Raw genomic sequence first — 22,212 nt, 5'->3', positions numbered from 1 at the left:
GCGTGTCGGCCGCGTTTCCAGCCAGCAAGATGCGCGGCCGCCTCGATTTCCAAAACGTCCGGCCAGGCGACCCACACCTGCCGGCCAACCCTCCGATGCCGCACCATCTGCCGACGCCACCAGGACTGCAAAGTCCTGTACCCCAGGCCTGGGACCAGCTCGAGGCACTGCGTCGCGGTGACCCATTCGGTGCCTTCAGCGTCTGTCAAGATCACTGGCTGTGCTCCTGCCTGGCCGCAAGCACGGCCAGAGTGCGAGTAGTAGCCCAGTCCTCCTCAGCGAGCACCAGACCACAAGCAGCCTGGCAGCAGCGCACCGTCTCCTGCGCACCCTGCACCGCAGGCGGAGTCACCACCAAAGACCGCTGCCCACAACGGGGACAACGCACCGTCGTCACCCGCCGCTCCGGCTCAACGATAGGCCACCGAGCCCACGCCCTAGCCGACGCCGGCCCAAGATCCCCGAGCAGGTCACCAGCCCACGCCTGAGCCGAGACCCACTCCAAGTGAGGATCAAGCCACCCAACCAGTCGCCTGGTGCTGCCACGATCCAACGGGCCGAGCACCTCAGCAAGCCCAAACCGAGTCATGCGAGACACCTGCGGCACCTGACCCGCACCAGGGCACTCCTGAGCGACCTCAGCGCACCAGGTCGCCAACATCGCATGCAAGTCATCCGCCACAGCAAGAGCTTCCGCATAGAGCCCATGCTCACCTGGACGAGCCGCACGGCCACCATCACCGCGCCCCAGCGGACACGACACCGACGGCTCAGACATGTCAATCAGATGCTCCACAAGAGTCGGCAACGTCCGCACCAGAGACTGCAGTCGCCCCCAGCACCAAGAGCACAAGCACCCGTACTCAGCCTGGCGAGGCAAACAACCACGACACTCAACCACCTGACCACCGCGATCAAACGCACTGCCATCACAGTCGGTCAAATGCGAACCCCTGACGGTGCACCCACTCACGCATTCAGCCACCAGCTGCTCCCTCCTGTGCCTGTCTGTGCTTGGTCTTCTTGGCTCGGCGTCGGCGTCTTCGAGGAAGGCAATGCCCGTCAAGGTCTTCTGAGTGCCCAGCCATGTCATGCCCAGCCATGCCATGCCTTGCCATGCCATGCCATGCCAGGGCGCGTGCGCCCGTGAGAGCGGGCGCGCGTGGACGCGTGCGCCCGTGCGCGGCCGCACGCGCACGCGTGAGGGCGGGCGCGAGCAGCGTGAGCTGCTCCTCGGTCAGTGGTTGGCCGGTTTCGGCGGCTAGGGCGGCCACACCCAGGTCGTCTGGCAGCGGGGCACCAAGGGCGGTTTCCAGTGCTGCGAGAAGGGCTCCAGGGGCGCCACGAAGAGCCTGAACTCCCTGAGTCACCTGGGCATGCAGGTCTTCAATTGCGTGCCTTTCAGGGGCTGTTTCTGACCCTAAAAAGGGCAGACTTCTCCCTGGGCACCTCGGGGCAGGTTTTTGTCTGCCAGGCGGCTCCAAGGGGCGGCTAGCAGCCGCGGACGGTACCACCAGCTCAGGCGGGCTCTCCTGACAGGCAGACGCGGGCGGCCCTGCGTACCCCGTCGGGTGCGAGCCAGTCCCCTGCTCCCGTTCTGCGGACCCCGTCGGGTGCGAACTGGGAGTGTCTGCCAGCAGCAACCCATCTGGGTCCAGTGGCCACCGCTGCGGGTCCAGGAGTGAGCGCAGCCGCCCTGCGACCTCCGAGGAAGGCGAGCTTGCTACGCGCGCTTCTATCGCCGCACGGTGAGCACTAGTCAGATGGGCTGTGAGCCCGGCCTGGGCCGGGGTACGGTTCCCCTTGCTCCGGTTGCACTTGCGGTGCGTGATAGCAAGGTTCAGTGCTCCCAGAGCATCCGGGAGTAGGTGGTCCACCTCAGCGCCAAGGTCACCCTTGGTGACCTCGCGCGTAACTTCGCGCCGACAGTAGACGCACAGCGCGTGACCGGGCGAGTCGGGCAGTTGATCACGCTGCCACACCTCGGCCTTGAGACGAGGATCATTCCGCTCGGTCTGCAGTGCCCGAGCAGCCTTCTCCTCATCTCCGCTTCTTTTGTGCACGGCTCGCCAGTCATGAAAGACCCACGAGTCGGCAGGTGTGGGGTCGCAGCGGCCAGACGGGCAAACATGATGCTCGTCATGCCACAAGCCGACCCCGACCAGGACCTGCGCCAGGCGCAGAGCCACATCCTGGTCCGGAATCAGGGACAACAGGTCCCACCTCGCCAGGACGCCATCGCCGTACCCCGCTTTGATGCGAGATCCCGCCATGAGCCACAAGAGGCTCGCACCCCATGCGTCAGCATCACCGGCCGCACCGCGACGCATCAACTCCACGAACTTGAGGTTCTGGAACAACTGATCGTCGATCAAGAAATAGGACACGTAACCTCCTCTCGAGCTAGACGGACATGGACGACGGAAATTGGGGTGCTTGGGTATCTGGTGGAGAGCGCCCTGCTGCCAGGCAAACATAAATGCAATCCCACACTTGCAATGTCATACAAGACTGGGCTAGACTTGATGTCGCGAAGAGGACAGCAGTGATCAAGACCCTCCGCAAGGCGGCAAAAGCCCGTGGCTTAGACATGGAGGTCACAGAGCTGACTCGCCACACTGCGGTCAGGGTAGGGAATGTGTCTCGCACCCTGGGGCGCCACAACGAAGTCGACGAGGTCACCGTCGGCCAGTTCTTCGACCAATTCGCTGAGGTTCTCGGCGGGAAAGGATGGTGGAGATGACCAAGACATTCACCGTGACAGCGCAGAGAGGTAAGGGTGACTGGTGGGTCCTGGAAGTCCCTGAAGTCGGAGCTGTCTCCCAGGTAAAACGCCTGGACCAGGCCGCTGAAGAGATGAGAGAGGCTGTGGCCTACCTGTCTGGACTGGAGGCAGCCCAAGTGAACCTGCAAGTGATCCCCGTCCTCCCCGACGCATACCAGCGGCATGCTCTCGCCGCCGCTGAGGCGCGTAAGGCGGCTGCCGAAGCTACCAGCCTCGCCGCCGCTGAGGCTCGCACCGCTGCACGAGCACTGCGAGAAGCAGGGCTCACTCTGCGCGATGTCGGAACCATCATGGGCGTGTCTCACCAAAGAGCAGCCCAGCTCGCAGGCTAACCAACAGGCAGTCTGCGCTGCATCCCAGTATGGCAATGCTGGCATTACAGGGTCGCGTCCCAGATCCACAGGAGCGCGGCCGCCAGCACACTCAAAACCAGAGCAGCTAGGCCGACGGCGATCGTCATGCCAAGCGCGCGGCCGAGCCTCTCAGCGGCAGAATGGGACCTTCTCATAACAAAACTCCTCGTGCGGTGATGGTGAGGCGGGTAGGAGATGAGCTCAGAAAGGGGGCTCGTCTGGGAAGGGTCCACCCCAAGCTGCCTCTTCAGGGGCCCAGCCGTACCCCTGCCCCGGCGCCGTCGCGGGCGCGGCGGGCACGGGTTGCGGCTCACCCTGCGCAGGCGTGGGCGTGCCGGAGCCCTGGAAACCACCCACCTGGCCGCCCGAGTGGCCTTGCCCGCCGGGGGCGCTGGCGCGTGGGGTGCGGGTGACCTCAGCCTTGGCGTAGCGCAGCGAGGGGCCGACCTCGTCCACCAGCAGCTCGTAAACCGTGCGGCTGGCGCCCTCACGGGTCTGATAGGAACGCTGGGTCAGACGGCCCTGCACGATCACGCGCATACCCTTCTTCAAGGATGAGCACAGGCCTCGCCGTCGTCCCACTGGTTCGTCTGGCGGTTGAAGGACCTGGGCGTGGAGGCCACACGGAAGTTAGCGACGGCCGCCCCATTAGGGGTGAAGCGCACCTCCGGGTCCGCCACCAAGTTGCCGACAACGGTGATGATCGGCTCCCCACTCATCGGGCACCCTCCCCGGTCGCGGCGTAGTCGCGCAGCCTCCCCAGGTCAAAAACCCGGAAGGTGAACGTGGTCGTCGCCCTCCCGAACATGCGCTCAGAGCGGCGCTCCATGTCCGCATGCAAGTGCGGGCCCTCCAAATGGCGGGAATCGTCATCAGGCAGCAGGCCAGCATCCACAAAGCCGTCGATCAGAGGCTTGATGGTCGGCATGAAGTTGTGCGCATCCCGACGCCCCCGGGTGCTGAAAGCCAAGAACACCTCAATCCGGGCGCGCTCCAGGTGCGGAGCCACATTGCCAGTACGACGGGCCTCAGCCCAGCCCAAGCGCCGCAATTCCTTGGCCCGCGACGCCGTCGCCCACCGGTGACGGCGCCCGTTGAGGGACAGGACGTCACTGGCAAGCATCGTGAGCTCGCAAGTCCAAGCGGGAGTGCAACTCATCGCGCACCTCCGACCGAAGCGAGGCTGGACCTGCTGACAACCTGGGACGCCTGCTCCGGATGCAGGCGCTTCAGATGGGCCAGGGCGATAGGCTCATCAAACGTCCTAGGGGCAGCAATCTGCTCCCGGGCTCCTGGACACCAATCCGTCCCGACAAAGCCAGCAGCGTCAGTGCTGCCGAATTGACCACCCACGACCAAGAACGAGTGCCCAGTCGTCACGCGCAGAGGCCAGGAGCCAAGCGCGCGGGCCGTGGTCGCCCACCGTCCGACCACAGGCGGCGTCAGGTTCACAGTCGCGCTACCAGCCAGCGGCAGCGCCGCAGCAATGAGGATATCCTCAGCGACATCAGGCACCACGAGCCCCTCCTCTAGCCACGAGAGTGCGGGCACTCGCAGCGCACGGCCATCGAGGAGACCCGAGACGTCGGTGACCCACAAGCGACCCGACCATCCCAACGACAGCAATTGCTCATCCAGGCTCGTGGGCTTAGACGCAGCCAAGATCAGCTTCGCGACGGAGGCACTGAGCAAAACATCTAGCACAGGCTCAGAAGAGGCCCTAGTGTCCCTGATCGGCATCGAGGCCGCCACGGAGCCCCCACCGCTCGCGAGAGTCGTCACCAGGCCGAAGCGCGAGTCAATCACCAGACGGATGGCTTTTTGCGCCTCCTGGCAGTCGCCCGTGCCAACGTGCGGCAGCATAGCCGCCAGGGCCTGGCGCAGAGCATGACCAGACACGACAACTTCCAGGTCGCGTGAATCGAACGGGCTCATTTTGACTTCTCCTGTCTCGAGGCGGAGTGAGGGGCAGAAACGCCAGGCACGTGCACCAGGCGCAGGGCATAAGTCAGAGCGAGCTCGTCCGCACGGCGGACCCGCAGCACCGGAGGCAGACTCGGGACGGGGATTTGTTGCCAGGCAGTCACCTCAGAAGTCCCCAGACGCTTATGCGTGCGCGCGAACCAGCCGTCCTGACGCCACTGCCTGCCCACGTGGCGGCCAGCCCTGCACTCGACAACACTGCCCGCAGGCAGCAGATCCAGCTCCACCGCACTGAGCGGGCGAGCCAGGCTATACATCCCACGGATTCGGATCGCCATGTCCGGAGTTAGGCAGACGTCGCGGAACCCGGCCGGGGGCGGCGGATCAGCCACCAGCAAATGCGCCACCGTGTCCGCCAGGTCCACCAGCACCAGGGATGAGCAATCAATCAAGCACGAGCGCGCCGAATTGATCGTCTCTACGACATCATCTCGACTGCTGGACACCGTGGACACCACCACCGGACACACCCGCGCCACAGACGAATGCGCCGGACCGCCGCTGGTCGGCCGCATCGTCACAGTCACCTCAACCTCGACACGGTCACTCATGACGCCGCCTTCATCTGGCGGCGGGCCGCACGGGCAGCAGAGCTTTGTCGCTGCCACTGCCTCCGCGGCAACGGCCTGGTCCGAGGATCATCCAAGTCAGCGTCCTCCGCCCAGCCCAGAGGTGGTACCCACCCGTTAACGAGAGCCGCGCCACGCGCAGCCTGAGATCCACCACCAGGGACAGGCACCCAAGAAGCCTGCGCATAGAACTGCGCGATCGCGCGGGCAGTCGTTGAACGGATCAATGACTGCTTCAACAGCACCTTGGAGACCGCCTTTTGATGCACGCCCAGGCGAGCCGCCATGGCGCGCTGCGACCAGCCTAAGGCGCTCAGCGCCTGCAACCGCCTGCGCGACCCAAGCGCTGGCACAAACCGGTAACCGCCCACAACATGAGGGCCAGACGTCGGCTGGACCGCCAGCAGACGCTGCGCCTCCCCCCGCTTACAAACAGTGCAGCGGCAGCGGCAGTTCCTGTATGCGCCTGACGTGCCATGGACGTGTGGCCGCTGGTGAGTGCACCCCTCCACAAGATCACGACCCTGATCGCTCATGCCGCGTCACCACCGTCAGGCAGCTCAGCCAGCCACTGATCCACGATCTCCTGCTCAACCTCCGAAAGCGTGTACCCCGCTTTCTCCAGCGTCTTCAGGTACTCGCCGGTCTCCTCCACGCGGCTGTTGCCACACCTGATGGCCACCTCGAGGCGCGCGCACACCAGGGCGAACATCAGCCGATCTGTGCGCTTTGGGGTGGACACCCAGCGGCGCCAGGTCGCCGAAGGCACCCACTTCTCAACTTCTTGAGCCAAGGGGCGGCTGATGTAGAACGACGCGCACCTTTCCAAGAGCCAGTCTGTCACCCAACGCCATGCCGGGGCAGGCATAGGCGCCGACCCCCGAAGCCAACCACCAAGCCACTCTTGACGCACCCGGGTGGCAGCCTCGATCGCGGCTTCGCGACGCTCCTTGGCCTGGCGGCGCTCAAGAAGCTCCTGACGCTGCTCATCAGACAGGCGATGCTCACTGCGATGCGGGAACCGGAAACGGTGCCCAGATGTCTTCGGATCCATGCACCACTCGCTGGTGTCCACGCAAGACCAGATGCGATCGAATCGCACCACCAGCACTCGGTGCTCGCACGAAGCATGATCCTGCGCGCTCATGCACCCATGGGCGGTACCCTCGAGGCTCTCCAAGCTAGCCCACTGCTGCTCCCAGCCAGGAAACTTTTCATCGAGTTCGATCCCGGAGGCGACCCGCTGCCCCTCAGCTGTCAGGCGCTCCACCTCCTGACGGACCGCCCTAGCGTGCTCCACATCAAGCGCCGCCATCTTCAGGGTGTGCGCCGCAAGCTGTGGGGTTTTGCGGAGCGCTTCGATCAGCTCTTGGGTGTCACAGTGCCAATCCGGGTCATCGACGATCCGGACGACCTCAGCCGCCATCACAAGATCCAGCGCACCGTCCTCCAGCGCGGGACGCACAATCGTGGCTGCGCTGGAATCCCGCACAGCCTTAGCCTGCGCGACCTCCTTCGCGCTGGTCCCCAGTGCCCGGAGCCGATCCGACCGCAAAGACATGCCAGCCAGAAGCACTAGTTGCTCGGCGCGTTCAGCGCCGGTCAGGCCCCGACTGTTCTCGTTGAGCTCCATCTGCACCAGGCGCAGCTGATCCGCCTCCATCTGAGAGACCACCCTCGCGGGCACACTCCCTCGGTCTACCGCACGAGCCGCGGCAAGGCGACGATGCCCATCAACAAGCACCAACCCAGTCAGTGTGACCACCACCAGGACCGGCAGCAGCACACCACTGTGCCGCACAGACGCCTCGAGCTGGCCCATGTCCGGCAAAGCGCGGCGCACATTCGAGCCATCATCAATGGCATCCGTGTCGACCTGCACCATGTCACCAGGACGCAGATCAGAAACATCATCACCCGTGCGCACGCGCCGCACCTCAGCGACCCCACCCGGGAGCTGCACTACCTTCGCACCCATCTCAGGCAGCCTCATAGATCGCACTCAGCGTCTAGCTGCCCGGACGTCACCTCTTGGTCCTCCACCGACAGCAGCAACACAACACCACCCAAGATGAGAGCCACCCCTAGGACCGCCCACGACGTGAGCAAGACCGGAGGCTTCACCGGGTCAAACCAAACCCAGCTCACCACACCGTTAATCGCGGCACACGCGATGGCCGCAAGACACAGGACGATCCCCAAGCGCGCCCTGAGGGGCATCGCGTGGCCGGCCTGACGGGCCTCGATGTGCCGAGGCTGGCGCATCTGCACCCGAAGCGAGACCTGACGCAGGCCATGGTCCAAAGCGCTTAGTGCAGGACGCCGGGGGGCGATGTGACGCCCCCGACGACGCACAGGCGATGTAGAATTGGTTGCAGGCATTGGTTTCTCCTTTGTCTCCGCCCCTGCGTAAGTGATTGGACGTCGCGCAGGGGCACTTTTCTTCTGAAGTCGGTTGCGGTCAGACACGGCTCTCACGCCACATCAACCACTGATCAAGATCTGCAGGCCGCACCACTCGCAGCCGAGAATTAGCAGGGTCATCACCCGCAGGGATCGACGGCAGCTCACCCGTCGCAAGCGCCCGATTGACATGGTGACGCGGGATCCCAGTCAGCTCCACCACGCGAGACACGGACAACGCCCGCACCGGCTCCGCCACAACAGCCTTGCGCAGCAGCCCCTCAAGATCGCGCAGGCGCGCGTCCAAACTTTCAAGCGTCGCAGCCATCAGCGGACACCCCCACCAGGCTCGTCCAGCCACCGCAAGCCACCATCAGGCCGAGCCGCGCCCCTAGTCGGTGTCCGGTCGGGCGTGGCGGAGTCACAGACCACGCCCGACCGGCACCCGCACCTACACGCGCTCCCCACGCGTGCGGGCGCCTCCTCGGTAGGCTCCGAAGGGCAAACACTCGACGACGCCGGGTCCCCACCCGTGCCGTCACCACCTACCGAGGAGGAGTCACTATGGGGGGCCGCACCGAATACAGAGTCGTTACCTTCTGCACCACACCCGAGCACATCTTCGGCGCCGGTATCCCCGGAACCGCAGCCGCATCCACTGTGGACTTTGCGGGCTCCGTACCCGACCTCGCTGAAAACATGGACGGCTGGGAGGCCGTCAGCCACCAGGTCATCCCCGCTGAGGACAGAGTCTTCCTGTCCATCCTGCTGAGAACGAGCCTTGACGTCCCCGACACGCTCACCGGGGATGCCTCTAGTGGTGGTGGCCTCGCGCAGCCATAGGCCGCCATCGTCACCACGGACAACCGAGAGGCGGGTCTCTGTGACCTCCGTAGGGCGAATAACTGTGTGAGAAACCCGCAGCGGTCTCAGAGTCACAGCATCCGTGGGCGCGCACACCATCACGCCCCCTCCCGAGCAGAGTCCGCGAGCGCGGGAGCGGCAGCTGCATCCGGGCTGGCGCCCTCAGCACGAGCGACCAAGCTGGAGGCGCTGACCCCGAGCGCAGCAGCGATTGCGACAACCTCGGGAACCGTGAAGACGCTGTGTCCATTGATCTTGGTGGAAAGCGTCTGCCGGGCGATCCCAGCAGCTGCGGCTAGGTCTGCGAGGGGGATGCCCTGCTCCTGCGCTAGGGCCTTAATCTCAGATGCGATGGTCACTGTAGATTCCGTCCGATTCTGACTATTGTCCGAAAACTCGGACGCAAGCGCTATCATCGTCCGTAACAGCGGACATGTCAAGCAGAGATTTGCCCGCGCGTCCGTTTCGTCGGACACTGTTGCGTGTGGGTATACGCAAGATTCCAATCGACGATGTCGAGCAGGCTGTCGTCTCGGCGCTGAAGACCCACGCCCAAGATCAGGGACTGTCATTACGGTCTCTGGCGGATGCAACCGGGCTAGGCAAGTCTCGCCTGGGCGATCTCTTCAACGGCCTCACTTCCTGCACGATGACCGATCTGGAAAGGCTGTGCTCGGCTCTCGGGCTGAGACCGTCTTCTGTGCTGTCTGAGGCTGAGGGTGTGGTGGCTGCTCGTGTTCGTGAGGAGGAGCGTGAGCGGCTGCTGGCTGGTCTGGCGGCTGGGGTGCCGGTGGAGTCCCTGGGTCTAGCGGCCAAGCGGGACCTGTCCTGGGCGCGTGAGGCCGCGGAGCGGTCCGGGTGGCGCGAGGACCTGGGCGAGGAGCCCCAGGCAGGCCCGGCAGAGGAGGGCTGAGGCGTGGGGCGTAAGGAAAGGGCTCACCAGCCTGCGGGGGCGATAGACGTGCAGACGATGGGGTACCTGCTCAGTGAGGACTCCAGGGCGCGGACGGTGGGTGGCCTGTCCTGGGCGTCCCGCAAGCACAGGGACGTACGCGGCTGCGTCGACGTATGTCACTGGGTGCGTACTGCTCCAGGACGGGCTGCTGATGATGCAGTACAACGCTCCGCGCCCGTGGCAGGTCAGCCTCGCCTACCTCGGTATCCGCGACGGGGTCAGGACGCCCCCGATACGCCGGGTCTGCGTCCACGGCAACGGGCACGGCCTCGGGCGCGCCACTCATGTGCACACCTACCAGCAGGACGGAAGAGAGCTTTGCGCGCCGGTCGATGACACCTTCCCGCAGTGCCCTATATCCCCTAGCGTGTCCAACGAGGAGCGGTGCATGATGTTCATGGCGTTTGCCCGGCTGTGCCACGTAGACACCAGCGGGCTGGCATGGGTAGACCCGCCAGAGGGAACGAGGTGAGCGAGATGGACCCAAAGACACTCTCCAGCCTCTACTTCAGCGCCATGGACGAGGGCTTTGAGGTGGTCGAGACCTCCGAGGGGTTCGCCGTGTGGATGCCGGCCTACTACTCCGACGGAGACGGTGTCATCCTCTCGGTACGCCCAGCCCCCGGAGGCTGGTACGTCACCGATGACGGGCAGACCTTCTCCCACCTGGCCGGCCTGGGCGCTGCTGTCAGCGGCCCCGCCTTCACTACGGCGTGGGACACTATCGCGCGCCCAGCGGGCGCGTTCGTGCCAGGAGACAAGGACCCCATGGGGAGCTGCCAGGACGCAGAGATCCTCGCCTGGGCCACCGACGAGACGATCGGCCAGGTGCTGCGCGACATCTCGCACGCGGCGCTGCGCGCCGAAGGGCTCGCCTACACCCGCGAGCCCCGCACGGGAGGGCGTCCGTTCTCCATGCTCGTGCGAGACCGCGCCCGACGCCTGCTGACAGACCGCGCCTTTTCCTCGCGCGGTCTGGAGGCTGGAGACGGCAGCCTCCGGCTCACCTCCGGACGCACCAAGAAGGTCACCGAGACCATCACCCGCCACGGCAGCGTCGTCGCCGCCGTACAGGCCATGGGCGGAAAGACCCGCGAGACCCGCGAGCAGGCTCACGAGCACTGCTACACGATCTTCAGCCAGTCCGACCTGCCCATCGGCAACAGGCTCGCAGTCGTCAACGACGCCTGCGCCTGGGACGCTGGCGTGCTGCGCGAGGCCGAGCAGGTAGCCAACCTCGTACGTATCAACGACCTGGACGACCTGGAGCCCGCGCTTCTTCACCTAGCAGACCAGTTCAACGTCGTCGCCTGACCCGCACGCCCCAGCCTCGCAATACGATTGCCAGGTGACCCGTCCCGGCCTGGAGGCCCTGCTGCTCGAGTGCGCCACCATGGGCGTGGCCGTGGACTGGGCGCGCCTGCCGCAGGGACTGGCGGGCTGCTACCACCACGGCGCGCGCACAATCGTCCTGGACCACCGGCTGGAGGAGTGGCAGGCCGTCCCCGTACTCATGCACGAGACGGCCCACGCCGCCGCCGGGCACGACGGGCACCAGGCCCGCTGGGTGGAGGCCCGCATAGACCGGGCCGTGGCCACCACCCTCATAGACACCGCGTCCTACCGGCGCGCCGAGGCCCTGGCCGGCCCCCACCTAGGCGCGCTCGCCATGGAGCTGGAGGTTCCCATCTGGGTGATCCAGGCCTACCGGACGACGCTACGCACGATGCGATAGTAGGGCCGCCAGTGGTGCGAATCCTCCTGGCAGACTAATGTGCAGACCAGCCGCAATCCCCAGCGGCCACACTCCCCAACACATAGCCAGACCACCCCTGCCCGCGAGCGCAAGGGCTGGCCTGCGCTAGGAAGGCACTGCGATGATGGAGCCACTCACACCACCACCAGGTAGCCGCTGGAAGGGGCGCCGCCGCAAGCTTTGGGGCTATGTCCTCGCGGCGCTCGGCACTATCAGCGTCGTCGGAGGTCTTTTCGACCGATCGGGAAACGATCCAATCCCCGGAGGCCTGATGTGTGCTGCTGTGGGGGTCGGACTCATCTGGTGGGGGCGGCATCTGGAGTCGCAGAGGATCCCTATTCCGAACAAGCCTCAGGCTCCCGCTAAGCCCGCCCACGCGGCCGTGAACACTGGGCCGACCGTCATATGGAACATCAGCGAGCTACTGATGCGCGGCGACATGGATTTCGTGAGCGGAGGCAAGGTCAAGCTCTACACCATGGAGCAACATGAGCAGGCGGTCTACGAGCTCATCTCAGGTGCCGGGATGATGGCCGCTAGCCCGCTCGGAGAGCAGGTCGGCGCATTGGCTACCCTCGCCGACGTCGTGCCTGAGTCGACCAACAGCTACGACGCAGACGCCGTCGCCATCAAGGTCGGCGGAGCGACTGTCGCCTATCTGTCGCTGGGATGGAAGGGTGAGGCACACAACATGCTGAGACGTACTCAGGGGCGCCTTGTCCTGCCTGTAGTGCTGAGGTGGTGGGGTCACCGTGGCGCACACACCTGGGCGCTAGCGACACTACAGGAAGCAGAGGACTATGCGGCCTGGCTGCGCAAGAAGGACCGAGGGGCCTAGGCGAACCGCACCAGTCAAGATAAACGCGACGCCTAACTCCCCGCGAGTGCGGTCTCGACGCTGGTCAGGGCTCGCTCCTGGAACGCCAAGGAAGGGCGTTGATAGTGGGAGGTGGTCGCGGCCTGGGTGTGGCCGAGGATCTCCATGATGAGGCGCTGAGGCGCTCCCTCCTCTAGGAGGCGGGTCGCGACTGAAGCGCGGGCCGAGTGTAGGCGCACGTGCGGCAGGCCAGCGGCCCGCAGGCCTGCGGTCCACTCACCCCAATCCACGCGAGGATCGATAGGTGCACCAGGTGCGGCCTCAAACACGAAGCGGACCGGGCGCGTCTGAGCCAGGTGGGTGCGCAGAGCGTCGGCGAGCGTGGCAGGCAGGGCCACGTGGCGCCACGAGCCCACGGTTTTAGGGCGCAGCAGCCACAGGCCACCGTGGACACGCTCTGCCTCCAAGTGCTCCGGGACCGGGGCGTGCCGCTCTGGGCAATCTGCGCCACGCACGCGGCCGCAAGCGTGCTGCCGCCCCGTGTCAGTGGCGCCGCAGCCGTGGGCCCAGGTGACGCGCTTAACCTCCCACGCCAGCTCCACCGACGGCGTGGGAGCGTCGAGGTGCAGATGATCCAGAGTGATGCCGAGCACCTCCCCTTGGCGGGCCCCCAGCGTGAACGCCACGAGGCGGCGCACATAGTCCGGCTGATCCAGGCGGGAGCGCAGGTAGGTGTGGACCTGCTCCGCAGACAGCATCGGGGCTGGAGCCTGACGCAGGGGCGGCGGGGACACGAAGCGAGCCGGATTGCGCAGGATCAGGCCCTCACGCTCAGCGGCCGCCAGGCACGCGGCCAGTGCCCGGTGGACCCGGGACACGGTCGCGGCCGAGCGGCCCGCGCCAGCCACCGCCCGATGGACCTGGCGCACGTCTGTAGTGTCGAGCTGGTCTAGGCGCCGCCGCCCGATCGTCGGGATCACGTAGAGCCGCATTGAGCCCTCATAGTCGCGGGTAGTGGCGGGCTTGCGGCGAGGCGCGACGTCGCGCTCAAGCCAGGTGCGTGCCCACTGAGACATCATCAAAGAAGAGGCCGCGTGGACTCCTGGGGTCGCGAGCGAGGCTTGGGCTTGGCGGAGTTTGCGGATGACGTCAGCGCGGGTGCGGGCGCGGATGTACTTCCGCTTGGTTTTGCCGGTGGTGGGGTCTGGGGGGAGTGTCAGGGCGGCGGTCCAGCGGCCCTGAGAGTCTTTGTAGATGCTGCCCTCGCCGTTGCCGCGTCTGGCCATGGTGTCCTCCTGTCGTGAGGTGAGGTGCAGCAGCAAGTGCAGCAGTCCGTGTCACGTAATGGAGGATATAGGGCGATTTAGGGTGTAGCCAAGGCTTGGGCGCGGGAGCGATTTTCGCTTGGCAGTGCGCCGGAATGGCACGATTCGCGTGGTGCCCCCACCCGGACTCGAACCGGGAACCTGCGGATTAGAAGGCCGATGCTCTATCCATTGAGCTATGGAGGCGTGGCTGAGAGGCTTGGTGACCTCAGACCCCGGACAGCCTACGGCAATTCAGCCAGAACGCTGGGACTGCCGGTATTGTCTGGCTTGTGCCGTGGCGGCGCTCGGCGTCCGTCAGCTGTTGCGAAAGGACCGTTGTGCCTTCCTCCGCCCTTGCCGTGAGACTGCTCTCCTCCCCCGGCGCTATGGCGCCCACCACCTTCCGGAACGCCTTCACAGTGGGTCGCCTAGACCAATGCGATGTGGTGGTGCAGGCCCCGATTGTCTCCCGCCGCCATCTGGAGGTATCCCCCACAGCTGAGGGCTGGCGCGTCAACTGTCTGAGCAGCAACGGCATGCTGGTTGATGGGCAGCGTGCTCAAAGCACACTCATTACGCAGGGCACCCGGATCCAGCTGGGTGACGCCTCCGGTCCGGTGTTGGTGCTGACGCCGGTGGGTTATGAGGCTTCCGGCGCTTCTGCCCCCTCTGCGCCATCTGCAGCCACCACCTACGGCACCGCTGGTGTTGCCCCCCAGCAGCCAGCGCAGACCGGCTACCCGCAGGCTGGTGCGCCGAGCCCCACCCCCCAGGCCTCCGCGCCGCAGAGCCCGGCCGCTCCCCAGCAGGCAGCACAGACCGGCTACCCGCAGGCTGCTTACACCCAGGGCCAGAGCACCGGGCCTGCCAGATCAGGCCCGGTCTCCGCTGCTCCCGTTGCGGCCAGCACCGCCCAGGGCGGCACGCGGCGCACCACTTTGCAGGCCTTCCGCATCACGTCCTCGGGCACGATTGGTCGTGCGGCTGACAACACGCTGGTGCTCAAGGACGATCCGCTGGTCTCCGCGCACCATGCCCGCATTGACCTGACGCAGCAGGGCATCGTGGTCACGGACCTGGGCTCCACCAATGGCGTATGGGTTGGTAACCAGCGCATGCGTTCAGTGCTGGTGGATCGACCGCTGGTCATGGCAATGGGCGCCACGCTGATCGCGATCAACCCCGACGGCGTATGCCAGGTGCAAACGGCCATCGAGGGTGAGGAGGGTCTGGTTGCCAAGGACCTGGTCTTTACAGTGGATCACGGCAAGCGGCTGTTGGATCAGATTTCCTTCTCCTTGCCCGGTGGTGAGCTGTTGGCCGTGGTGGGTCCCTCGGGTGCTGGTAAGTCCACGTTGCTTAAGGCCCTTACCGGTGAACAGAAGGCTCAAAGTGGTCAGGTGCTGTTCAACGGCTTCGACGTTTATGAGCAGTACGCCGTCATGCGCAATTCCATCGGTGTGGTGCCGCAGAACGACGTCGTCCACTCGGCGCTGACCGTACGCCAGACCCTCCATTACGCTGCTGAGCTGCGCCTGGCTGCTGACTTGACCAAAGCCGAGCGGGCCCAGCGGATCCGGGAGGTCCTGGAGGATCTGGACCTGACCGAGCATGTGGACAAGCGTGTCAAGAAGCTCTCAGGTGGTCAGCGCAAGCGCGTATCCACTGCAATTGAGCTGCTAACCAAACCCAAGCTGCTGTTCCTGGACGAGCCGACCTCAGGCCTGGACCCCCAGCTGGACCGCGACGTCATGGACCTGCTGGCCACGCTGGCACACGGCACCCGCCCGGGGGACACGGGCCGCACCGTCATGGTGGTGACCCACAACGAGAACCACATCGACCGTGCAGACAAGGTGCTGATCCTGGCTGCCGGAGGTAAGCCGGTGTACTTCGGTTCTCCACGCGAGGTAATCCCCTACTTCCGGGCCCGCCACGCCGAGCTGGCTCGCGCCGGGCAGCTGCTGCTGCACGCCCCCAAGGGCGGTTTTGCCGACCCGGGCGTGATCGACGGCTACGCGGATGTGTACGCCCTGATCCGCAACCACACGGAGCCGCTGCGTGGGCACCTGGAGCAGGCAGTGCCTTCCACCCGGCGCGGCGCCACCCAGGCGCAGTCGGCCTCCCGGCCCGCGCCTACTTCCGCCCCACGTAAGCAGGCAGCTCTGCGGCAGATTTCCACCCTGGTGCGCCGCCATTTGCGGATCATTGCAGCGGACCCGTCATACCTGGCTTTCATGCTGGTGTTGCCCTTGGTCATGGGACTGTTGACTAAGGCCATCAAGGGTGACTCTGGCTTCGGCATACCGGTGTATGCGGCGCCAACTCCGGATAATCCTTGCCCGCGGATTTCCACGCAGGCACTGGAGTTGCTGGTCATCATGATTACGGGTGGTGCGTTTGCGGGCATGTCCGTGACGATCCGTGAACTGATCGGCGAGCGGGACGTGTTCTTGCGGGAGAAAGCCGTGGGCTTGCGTTCTGGGGCCTATATGTTTGGCAAGGCCTTGGTGCTGGCCCTGATCGTCACGGTCCAGACAGCATTGATGGCTGGCACCGCCCTAGCTCTTAACGATGCCCCCGACGCCGCAATACTGCTTGGCTCCCCCGGTTTGGAACTCGCGGTGGCCTGCTGGGCCGTGGCTTTTGTTTCGGGTCTGTTGGGCCTGGCGATATCGTCCTTTGTGTCGTCCTCTGAGCAGGTAATGCCGGTGTTGGTGGTCTCGATCATGGGCCAGTTGGTGCTTTCGGGTGGCTTGATCCCGGTGGCTGGGCGGGCTGTGTTTGAACAGCTTTCTTGGCTGATGCCCGCGCGTTGGGGTTACGCCATGGCTGGGGCGACGGTGGAACTCAACAAGATCGTGCCGCACCGCCATGATGCCCTGTGGGAGCACAGCAGTGGGCAGTGGCTGTGGGATCTGGGAATGCTCGCCTTGGTTGGCTGTGCCAGCCTTTGCTTGTGTTTCGTGGGGCTGGCTCGCCGAGGTCAGCGCTGAGGCTTCAGCCTGGCGGCATTCCGGCGGTCCTGGCGACTGCTTGGGCGCTGCGGGGCTAGACTCGCGCAGCGTGAGCCGACAAATGACCACCTCAGATCCACTGGTGTGGATCGACTGCGAGATGACGGGCCTCGACCTTGAGGCGGATGCCCTAGTGGAGGTGGCCGTAGTCGTGACCGACTACGAGTTGCGCCCCTTAGCCAAGGGCCTTGACGTGCTGATTAAGCCGCCCGCCAAGGCGCTTGAGCAGATGGGGGACTACGTGCGGCAGATGCACACCTCCTCGGGGTTGCTTAAGGAGCTGGAGGGGGGCCTGAGCCTGGAGGAGGCCACCAAGGTGGTGCTCGACTACCTCAAGGAGTTGGTGCCTACGCCGCGCACCGCTCAGCTGGCGGGCAACTCTGTGGGCACGGATAAGGCTTTCCTGGCTCGGGATATGCCGGAGTTGATTGACCACCTGCACTACCGGGTGGTGGATGTCTCTTCTGTGAAGGAATTGGCTAAGCGCTGGTATCCGCGCAGCTTCTTCCACTCCCCCGAGAAGCGCGGTGGGCACCGGGCGCTGGCGGACATTCTGGAGTCCATTGACGAGCTGCGCTACTACCGGGAGGTGCTGTTCCCGGCTGGTGAGGGGCCGACGTCGGAGGAGTGCAAGGAGGTTGCCGCGCGGGTGGCCGCCTCCCCCACCCGGGACGCCATCTGAGCGCTGGTGGGTTCTGGCGGACCGGGTCCAGTCGGGACGTGACCGAGCCCACCGCCAGCGGATTGGTGCCGCCAGCGGTGGAGCCGATAAAGTACCGGTCGTTGCATCAATAGGTGTACATGGTGGCTGTAGCTCAGTCGGCAGAGCGCCTGGTTGTGGTCCAGGAGGTCGCGGGTTCAAACCCCGTCAGCCACCCCGCTGGTTCCCCCCGGTATCCCAACGGATTCCGGGGGTTCTTGCTGTGCGTGACGGCGCACGCCGCCCGGAGGCGGCCCACCACGGCTGGACGGCAGCCGTGGCGTGCAGGGTTCCGGAGGGCGTACGGTTTCAGGAGGCAGCCAGCTGGGAGACGCGCTGGGGCGAGATGCCCATGAGCGTGGCAACGTCACGCACAGGCAGGCCAGCAGATCTCAGCTGTGTGACTGCGGCTCGTGAGGCGGTCTGAGCCGCCTCGGCGGCTTCCTTGGCTGTGCGGGCCGCGGCACGGTAGTCGTTGACGACCTTGAGATAGTCAGGGACGAGCACGTTCACAGAAACAACAAAGGTATCCTCGCTGCGGTCAGTCATGAGTGCGGCAGCATCCTTGACCATAGCCTCGACCTGGTCGAGGCGTCGCGCCTGGGTCCCGTACTCGTGACCGTCGACGGTGAAGCTGACGGCCCACCACTTACCGTCCCGCTGTGCGCTGGCGTGGATAGTAGTCATGTCTCAATCCTCCTCAAGCGCCTTTCGGGCGCGCTTGACGATGATGCAGGCCAGCATCTCACTAACCTCATTGTGCCGAGGCATGGGCTCAGACCAGCTGCCGATAGTGGCTTTGGCGTGGTTGCCACCCGTCACGCGCCGCATCGTGGCCTGGCTCCAGCAGCAGGCTATCAGCCACGGGCTCAGGGGGGGATGCGGGCTGTCGGCCCTGCGGCTTCGTTGCAGACGGAGGCATGGCGCCTAGTCGGTACCCGCACCTGGCCACGGAGCCGCAAGGCGCAGACGGTGCCGCCGCTCTCCTCTACTGGGTAGCACTTCACGGCCTGCGCCTGCAAGGTAGGGGCTGCTCTAGGCCGTTCGGGAGGCGGTCTCCTGGGGCAGCGGCACGGGTGAGGGCCCCACCGGTCGCCGGTTGCGGAGGTTTCCACCAAGGCGTGCTCGTGAAACCGTTGGGAGGAGGCCGTTTCGGCTGGGCCTATGCGGCCTGCCCCGCCCCGTTCTTGCGGATTCACCACAGGACCATGCGGCCAGCAACAGCTCTATTGCTTCCATCTCACTGATAACCTTCTTAGGTCAATGGTGACCGCGGGTAGTTTTGCTTGCGGCGGCAAGCCTCTGGCCTGCGGCACTGCTTGCGAGTGTTGTGGGGGGTCTTATGCCAGCAGCTGCTGTTTCTTATGGGGGTCGTACGCCTACGCCAGCGGAGCTGGATCGGCGTCTGCCTTTGGACAGTCGTGCGCTTCTTGTGGATGCGGTCGTGTGGGGGGCTTGTGTGGTTGGGGCCTTTGGGGTGCGCACCTTGGCCCCGGGGCCGCACGGTGGTTCTTTGCTGATGCCGGTTGTGGTGGTGGTGTGGGCGCTGGCGCTGCAGGTGGTCGCTTGTGTGGTTGCCTCTCGTTACTGGCCTTGGGCGGCCAAGGAGTCTGTGCGCTTTGCGGCTGCGGCGGCGGCTGGCTTTGCTGTGGGGGTTGCGCTGCTGGGTCTGGTCTCCGGCACGGGTGTGCTGCCGTGGCCGGGGGCGGCTGCTTGTGCGGTTGTTGCCTTGGCAGCTCAGTGTGGCTTGCGCTGGTTCTGGCTGCGGCGGGCGCGTGCGCGTTGGGTCAGGGACGTCTGGGGGTAGTCCGCTAGATCTGCCGGGAGGTGGCCTGTGGTAATCGTGTCCCGGACAGGGGCTTCTGGGGCGGCGCACTTGCCCCGCCTGCGCCGTGCTGGTGCTGCAGCCCCGGGGGTACGGCTGCTGATCCGGTGGTCTCCGGCTGGGGGGTTGGCCGCGTGGTGCTGGCCAGGCCTGGATGGGCCTGGTTTGGTTAGTTGACCACACTGGGCAGTAGTGTGGCTGCTCCTGGGTTGTCTTGTAGGTACTTGTAGCCTTTGCCTTCTGCGAGTGCTTTGAAGATCGGGGCGTCTGCGGCCTGGTCGAGCAGCACGATGGACTGGCCGTCGGCGCTGGTGCCGGTGCCGGCGGTGGGTGCGGTGAAGAAGGTGATCCCGGAGCCGACGTTCTTCAGGGACTCCCCTAGGGCTTGCATCTGTTCCAGGGAGAAGCCGTCGTCCACGGACACGCTGGCTGAGGCGACTTTGAGGAAGGAGTAGAGGGCTGTGGGGCTCTTGAGAGTGCCGTTCTGTCCGATCTGCCGGACGATGGCTCGCATCCAGGATTGTTGGCGGCGGACGCGATCGAAGTCTCCTTCTGGCAGGGAGTAGCGTTCGCGCACGTAGGCTAGGGCTTGCTTGCCGGTGAGGAGTTGGGCGCCTTCGTGGAAGCTTTTGCCTGCCAGAGTTTGTGGCTGTTTGAGGTTGATGGTGACTCCGCCGAGTTCGTCTGTCATGGTGGCGAAGGACTCGAAGTCCGCTATGACGAAGTGGTCCAGGTGGATACCGGTGAGTGCCTCGACGGTCTGGATAGCAAGGGTGGGACCGCCGTAGGAGTAGGCGGCATTGATTTTTGCTTGGCCGTGTCCGGGGATGTCTACCCATGAGTCTCGTGGTATGGACATCACGGTGACGGATTTCCTGTCACCTGCGATCTGCATGATCATCATGGCGTCGGTGCGTTGTGCACCTGCCTGCCACTTGGAGGGGTCTCCGGCGCTGATGCGGGAATCCGTTCCGAGGACCAGAATGTTGACGGCGGGGTCCTCACCTTTGGGTACTGATTGCGTAGGAGCCCGGGTCGGAAGGTGTGCGAAGGGGTCAGCGATGGTCTCCAGGTTCTTGGTGAGTGAGGACTTGAGCCAGTATCCGGCGGCAACTGCACCTCCACCCAGTACCAAAACGACTGTCAGGAGTGAGAGCATGACAGCCTTCCAGCCGCGGATCCGACGCCGCCTGTCGCCTTCCTCCGAATGCCGAGGGCCTCGTCGCCCCGAAGCGGGACGCGTAGGTGTGTCTCCGCTATCGTGGCCACTGGCTTGCGTACCTACGGGGAGGAACGGGGAAGAGTCGCTCATGCACACATCTCACCACAAACAGCCCACCAGCGCGACGGGGCAAAGAACACACCTTCGAAACTATCACAGCACAAGCCACCAAAAGGCGCCCTCTTCCTTAACTACAGCCTCCACCTACGAAAATACCTTCTGCGCAAAACGCCCCCAGATGCGCGCAGCCCGGTCCCGATGCCACCACAGAAAAATACCGTAACCTACGGCGCAGCCAAGGAAGACCTCCAAACCTTTCCGCGTAGAGACCATTAGCAGGTAGAAAAACACAAACGCTACATCTTCCACACCTGCATGCCAGTCGCCCGCACCTACCCACCGCCCAACCATGCGCTCAGCGACAAGCGCCCTCACCACAAAAGCAACCACTCCCGATATGACTACCCAACGAGGACCCCGCCCCCACATCACCCCGATCCCCACCAGAGATGACGCTACTACTAGCGACAAGACATTAAGCCACAACAGCACCCGGGTGCGCCCAAAAACCTTCATAAACGTCACACCAAGCAAGTTAGCCCTACCATCAAACACACAAAGAGGCACCATTAACAGAAAATAATTCAACGCAGGCCCATAATCAGGCAACCACTTCCCAACTAACCAAGCCGCAGGAATTGACAAACAGTATGCAACAGGCATCAGCAGCACTAACCCATCCCGCATAACAGAAAACAGGTGTCGTCGTTCAACTACACCAACACCCCTCAGCGTAGGAAACAACACCATAGACACCTGCCCAACAAACAACAACACAAAAGCGACCAGCGTCAACCCAAACGACACCTGACCAAAAGTCTCAATACCCCACCTCCTATCGACCACAATTCGCACTATGCCCAACACCAGCATTCCGGCCAGATTTGCCACCATCAATTGCACCCCAATGACTATCGGCCTCAGGCATCGCTTAAATCCGTGAAGCACCTCACCGGACAGACCAACGAAAAGGAGTCTACCTTTGATGAGGCAATAGATCAAGGAAAACACCTTCGCCCCGACCATAACGTAAACAAAAAAACGATAGTCTTCAATTCCAAGCGCCAACCCACCCAAAAGTCCAGCACCGAAAATCACCCTATCCACAAGTGTAGAAAACGAAAACACCTTAGTTTCGCTCAAAGCCTGAAACAGCATCCCCAAAAAAGACGCAGAGTTAGCTATCACCATGTACAGTAAAGCCATGGACACAACAAAACTGCGCTCCTCATAGCCTATTATTAGGTGTACCGCAATCAGGCCCCCCAACGCCAAAGCGGACTCAACTATCACGCTAGCAACGAACTGTGACCCAACTCGCGGCCAATCCAGGTCGTCGACGGAACGGCCTCCTTCAATCAAATAGACACCATCATTCAATCCAAAATGAAAAAAACCCACATAAGAGGAATAAAACAAAAATAACTGCCAATACGCAAATGCGCTTACCCCCAGAAGTTTGGGAACTAAAAGGGAAACGCAAGTACTAACCAGCAGGCTAACTCCCTGCGCAAAAAAAGCCATGGAAAGACTACTGAGCAACCGCCGATGATCCACTACGTTCTCCCTGACCTACATAACCAGCTATCGGAAACG

25 protein-coding genes, 2 tRNA genes and 1 pseudogene are annotated in these 22,212 nt (G+C 64.3%); 11 read left to right on the top strand and 17 right to left on the bottom strand.

Features of this window, described 5'->3' with window-relative positions; translation table 11 throughout:
* Positions 1-211: 211 nt before the first annotated feature.
* On the bottom strand, positions 212-352 hold the full coding sequence (locus DR039_RS11300; RefSeq protein ID WP_170166870.1) for a hypothetical protein: 141 nt from the start codon (positions 350-352) through the stop codon (positions 212-214).
* Positions 353-2,545: 2,193 nt separating this feature from the next.
* Between DR039_RS11300 and DR039_RS07215 the strand changes: the two genes are divergently transcribed.
* Positions 2,546-2,743, top strand: a complete 198-nt coding sequence (locus tag DR039_RS07215; protein WP_126622213.1) for a ribonuclease PH — start codon at positions 2,546-2,548, stop codon at positions 2,741-2,743.
* Positions 2,740-3,117 carry a hypothetical protein gene (locus DR039_RS07210; RefSeq protein ID WP_111836724.1) on the top strand — a complete coding sequence of 126 codons (378 nt, stop codon included), beginning with the start codon at positions 2,740-2,742 and terminating at the stop codon, positions 3,115-3,117. Before DR039_RS07215 ends, DR039_RS07210 begins: the two co-directional genes overlap by 4 nt.
* 44 nt (positions 3,118-3,161) lie before the next feature.
* On the opposite strand, the gene DR039_RS11660 is transcribed toward DR039_RS07210, so the two are convergent.
* The 9 genes and pseudogenes from DR039_RS11660 to DR039_RS07170 form a co-directional block, all read right to left on the bottom strand.
* The gene (locus DR039_RS11660) at positions 3,162-3,293 is read right to left on the bottom strand and encodes a hypothetical protein (RefSeq protein WP_267489830.1); all 132 of its coding nucleotides are present in this window, start codon (positions 3,291-3,293) and stop codon (positions 3,162-3,164) included.
* A gap of 46 nt (positions 3,294-3,339) precedes the next feature.
* Positions 3,340-3,857: pseudogene (locus tag DR039_RS11780) on the bottom strand (single-stranded DNA-binding protein).
* The gene (locus DR039_RS07200; RefSeq protein WP_126622211.1) at positions 3,854-4,297 is read right to left on the bottom strand and encodes a hypothetical protein; all 444 of its coding nucleotides are present in this window, start codon (positions 4,295-4,297) and stop codon (positions 3,854-3,856) included. Before DR039_RS07200 ends, DR039_RS11780 begins: the two are co-directional and overlap by 4 nt.
* Complete coding sequence (locus DR039_RS07195; RefSeq protein ID WP_111836722.1) at positions 4,294-5,073, bottom strand: hypothetical protein; 780 nt, start codon at positions 5,071-5,073, stop codon at positions 4,294-4,296. The genes DR039_RS07200 and DR039_RS07195 overlap by 4 nt, the downstream gene beginning before the upstream one ends.
* The gene (locus tag DR039_RS07190) at positions 5,070-5,672 is read right to left on the bottom strand and encodes a hypothetical protein (RefSeq protein WP_111836721.1); all 603 of its coding nucleotides are present in this window, start codon (positions 5,670-5,672) and stop codon (positions 5,070-5,072) included. Before DR039_RS07190 ends, DR039_RS07195 begins: the two co-directional genes overlap by 4 nt.
* Positions 5,669-6,226, bottom strand: coding sequence for a helix-turn-helix domain-containing protein (locus DR039_RS11775; protein ID WP_111836720.1), 558 nt, complete (start codon positions 6,224-6,226; stop codon positions 5,669-5,671). Before DR039_RS11775 ends, DR039_RS07190 begins: the two co-directional genes overlap by 4 nt.
* Positions 6,223-7,668 carry a ParB N-terminal domain-containing protein gene (locus DR039_RS07180; RefSeq protein WP_172458373.1) on the bottom strand — a complete coding sequence of 482 codons (1,446 nt, stop codon included), beginning with the start codon at positions 7,666-7,668 and terminating at the stop codon, positions 6,223-6,225. Before DR039_RS07180 ends, DR039_RS11775 begins: the two co-directional genes overlap by 4 nt.
* A gap of 11 nt (positions 7,669-7,679) precedes the next feature.
* Positions 7,680-8,072 carry a hypothetical protein gene (locus tag DR039_RS07175; protein ID WP_126622209.1) on the bottom strand — a complete coding sequence of 131 codons (393 nt, stop codon included), beginning with the start codon at positions 8,070-8,072 and terminating at the stop codon, positions 7,680-7,682.
* Positions 8,073-8,151: 79 nt separating this feature from the next.
* A complete protein-coding gene (locus DR039_RS07170) occupies positions 8,152-8,421 on the bottom strand; it encodes a hypothetical protein (protein ID WP_111836717.1) in 270 nt (89 codons plus the stop codon).
* A gap of 236 nt (positions 8,422-8,657) precedes the next feature.
* Here DR039_RS07170 and DR039_RS07165 point away from each other — a divergent pair, with 236 nt between their 5' ends.
* Positions 8,658-8,936 carry a hypothetical protein gene (locus DR039_RS07165; RefSeq protein WP_111836716.1) on the top strand — a complete coding sequence of 93 codons (279 nt, stop codon included), beginning with the start codon at positions 8,658-8,660 and terminating at the stop codon, positions 8,934-8,936.
* Positions 8,937-9,055: 119 nt separating this feature from the next.
* On the opposite strand, the gene DR039_RS11290 is transcribed toward DR039_RS07165, so the two are convergent.
* Entirely contained in the window at positions 9,056-9,316 is a 261-nt protein-coding gene (locus DR039_RS11290; protein WP_170166867.1) for a helix-turn-helix domain-containing protein, read from the bottom strand.
* Positions 9,317-9,441: 125 nt separating this feature from the next.
* Here DR039_RS11290 and DR039_RS07155 point away from each other — a divergent pair, with 125 nt between their 5' ends.
* From DR039_RS07155 to DR039_RS11100, 4 genes are all read left to right on the top strand, one after another.
* A complete protein-coding gene (locus DR039_RS07155) occupies positions 9,442-9,870 on the top strand; it encodes a helix-turn-helix domain-containing protein (protein WP_170166866.1) in 429 nt (142 codons plus the stop codon).
* Positions 9,871-10,389: 519 nt separating this feature from the next.
* Complete coding sequence (locus DR039_RS07145) at positions 10,390-11,226, top strand: hypothetical protein (RefSeq protein WP_111836074.1); 837 nt, start codon at positions 10,390-10,392, stop codon at positions 11,224-11,226.
* Between the two features lie 34 nt (positions 11,227-11,260).
* On the top strand, positions 11,261-11,647 hold the full coding sequence (locus DR039_RS07140) for a hypothetical protein (protein WP_111836075.1): 387 nt from the start codon (positions 11,261-11,263) through the stop codon (positions 11,645-11,647).
* Positions 11,648-12,116: 469 nt separating this feature from the next.
* On the top strand, positions 12,117-12,506 hold the full coding sequence (locus tag DR039_RS11100) for a hypothetical protein (protein ID WP_126622207.1): 390 nt from the start codon (positions 12,117-12,119) through the stop codon (positions 12,504-12,506).
* Positions 12,507-12,538: 32 nt separating this feature from the next.
* Here DR039_RS11100 and DR039_RS07130 read toward each other — a convergent pair whose 3' ends face one another.
* Together DR039_RS07130 and DR039_RS07125 are read right to left on the bottom strand one after the other, a co-directional pair.
* Positions 12,539-13,771: a tyrosine-type recombinase/integrase gene (locus DR039_RS07130; RefSeq protein WP_111836077.1), complete on the bottom strand. Its 1,233-nt coding sequence runs from the start codon at positions 13,769-13,771 to the stop codon at positions 12,539-12,541.
* Positions 13,772-13,920: 149 nt separating this feature from the next.
* A tRNA-Arg gene (locus tag DR039_RS07125) sits at positions 13,921-13,996 on the bottom strand.
* Positions 13,997-14,130: 134 nt separating this feature from the next.
* Here DR039_RS07125 and DR039_RS07120 point away from each other — a divergent pair.
* The 3 genes from DR039_RS07120 to DR039_RS07110 all read left to right on the top strand — a co-directional run bounded on the left by DR039_RS07120 (position 14,131) and on the right by DR039_RS07110 (position 17,686).
* Positions 14,131-16,788 (top strand): ATP-binding cassette domain-containing protein, encoded by a 2,658-nt coding sequence (locus DR039_RS07120; protein WP_229116875.1) that lies wholly within the window; start codon positions 14,131-14,133, stop codon positions 16,786-16,788.
* Positions 16,789-16,870: 82 nt separating this feature from the next.
* Complete coding sequence (gene orn / locus DR039_RS07115; protein ID WP_111836715.1) at positions 16,871-17,491, top strand: oligoribonuclease; 621 nt, start codon at positions 16,871-16,873, stop codon at positions 17,489-17,491.
* Between the two features lie 122 nt (positions 17,492-17,613).
* A tRNA-His gene (locus tag DR039_RS07110) sits at positions 17,614-17,686 on the top strand.
* A gap of 132 nt (positions 17,687-17,818) precedes the next feature.
* Here the strand turns inward: DR039_RS07110 and DR039_RS07105 are convergent.
* Both DR039_RS07105 and DR039_RS11655 read right to left on the bottom strand, forming a co-directional pair.
* A complete protein-coding gene (locus tag DR039_RS07105) occupies positions 17,819-18,196 on the bottom strand; it encodes a hypothetical protein (RefSeq protein ID WP_111836714.1) in 378 nt (125 codons plus the stop codon).
* Positions 18,197-18,199: 3 nt separating this feature from the next.
* A complete protein-coding gene (locus DR039_RS11655; protein WP_267489829.1) occupies positions 18,200-18,331 on the bottom strand; it encodes a hypothetical protein in 132 nt (43 codons plus the stop codon).
* 520 nt (positions 18,332-18,851) lie between these two features.
* On the opposite strand from DR039_RS11655, the gene DR039_RS07100 reads away from it, so the two are divergent.
* A complete protein-coding gene (locus DR039_RS07100; protein WP_126622205.1) occupies positions 18,852-19,316 on the top strand; it encodes a hypothetical protein in 465 nt (154 codons plus the stop codon).
* Positions 19,317-19,503: 187 nt separating this feature from the next.
* Here the strand turns inward: DR039_RS07100 and DR039_RS07095 are convergent, their stop codons facing one another.
* Both DR039_RS07095 and DR039_RS07090 read right to left on the bottom strand, forming a co-directional pair.
* Complete coding sequence (locus tag DR039_RS07095; RefSeq protein ID WP_229116874.1) at positions 19,504-20,493, bottom strand: LCP family protein; 990 nt, start codon at positions 20,491-20,493, stop codon at positions 19,504-19,506.
* A gap of 267 nt (positions 20,494-20,760) precedes the next feature.
* Entirely contained in the window at positions 20,761-22,173 is a 1,413-nt protein-coding gene (locus DR039_RS07090; protein WP_126622203.1) for a lipopolysaccharide biosynthesis protein, read from the bottom strand.
* Positions 22,174-22,212: the final 39 nt, after the last annotated feature.

The organism is Actinomyces bovis (assembly GCF_900444995.1).
GTDB lineage: Bacteria > Actinomycetota > Actinomycetes > Actinomycetales > Actinomycetaceae > Actinomyces > Actinomyces bovis.
This window is presented reverse-complemented; position numbering and strand designations above follow the sequence as displayed.